General features: G+C 56.0%; 1 protein-coding gene. It reads right to left on the reverse strand.

Going from position 1 to position 1,522, the window contains the following annotated elements; translation table 11 throughout:
• Positions 1 to 1,522 (reverse strand): amino acid adenylation domain-containing protein (locus tag EAE89_RS22815; protein WP_214086648.1); only part of this gene is annotated, 1,522 nt, incomplete at both ends.

Below are 1,522 nucleotides of genomic sequence, written 5' to 3' on the forward strand. Positions count from 1 at the left end.
CTGATCTGCTCAATCCCTAGCAACTCATGCCAAATCGCCGCCAACGCGATTTCCGTTTCTCCCTGCGGGGCCTCGTAAACCTGACGGGCAAACGCCTCTCCGTCCGGCGCCGGCAACGCCAGACGATCCAGCTTACTGTTAGGCGTCAACGGAAACTCATCCAGCCGCACAAAAGCTGACGGCACCATATAATCCGGCAACAGGGCGCTCAGGTAGATACGCAGACTATTAACCAGTCCCTCATGGGCTTCCGCCACCACATAAGCCACCAGCCGTTTCTCCTGCCCTTCTCCCAGCGCCAGCACCACACAGTCACTCACCGCCGGATGTGCCGACAACCGGCCCTCAATTTCTCCCGGCTCTATCCTGAAACCACGGATTTTAACCTGATAGTCATTACGCCCCAGGAAATCCAGATTACCGTCCGGCAGATAACGGGCCAAATCCCCGGTTCGGTACATCCGCGCACCCGGTTTATCACTGAACGGATCTATCAGGAAACGTTCCGCCGTCAAATCCGGGCGATTCAGGTAGCCTCGCGTCACGCCCGCTCCACCTATGTACAATTCCCCTATCGCCCCCAGCGGCACAGGATGACCTTCTCTATCCAGTAAATACAGACGGGTATTGGTCAGCGGACGTCCGATTGTCGGATAAGGATGCGCCGCCTCTATACAGGCCAGCGTCGCATCCACCGTGCATTCCGTTGGGCCGTAGACATTATAGGCCGTCAACTGCGGCATCCCCGCTATTGTCTGCCAGGTTTGGATTGATATGGGTTCTCCCCCAATCAACAGCACCAGCGCTTTGTTATATTCAGACAAACCCGCTGCCAACAACATCTCTAATTGCATTGGCGTACAGTCCAGCACGTCCAGATTGGTCGTGACTAAAAACTGCAAGAAAGCCGCACTATCCGCTCGAACATCTTGTGGAACAATGACCAGCGTATAGCCATTCAGCAAACCCAGTACGTTTTGCAATGCCGCATCAAAGGCAATACTGGCATTCAGGCTGACCCGGTAAGGCGCAGATGATGACGGCGCAAATACGCGGGCTGTCAGCGCTCCATGCAGATTTAACAGCGAATCATGTTCAACCATGACGCCTTTCGGCATCCCCGTCGAACCAGAGGTATAAATCACATACGCCAGATGTCGTGGCGTCAGCCCGGCTATCTGCGGATTCGTCTCCCTCTGGTCTGGCAAAATATTAGGGTCCAGCACCGTCAGTCCGGCCAGCGCTTCTCGGCCCACGACAGCACAGCCTGCCTCATCAGCCAGTATCACTGATGACGCTGCATCACGCAGAACGTGGGTCAGACGTTCACTCGGATAGGTCGGGTCCAGCGGCACATAAGCCCCACCGGCTTTCAGTACCGCCAATATTCCCACTACCATGGCCGGAGAACGTGATACGCAAATCGCCACCCGCTGGTCCGGCTCCACGCCCAGAGCAATCAGCTGATGAGCCAGCCGGTTAGCGCGGGCATTCAATTGCGCATAACTGAGCGTCTGCGTTT

The sequence above is a fragment of the Photorhabdus heterorhabditis genome, from assembly GCF_018448905.1.
In the GTDB taxonomy this organism is placed as follows: Bacteria; Pseudomonadota; Gammaproteobacteria; order Enterobacterales; family Enterobacteriaceae; genus Photorhabdus; species Photorhabdus heterorhabditis.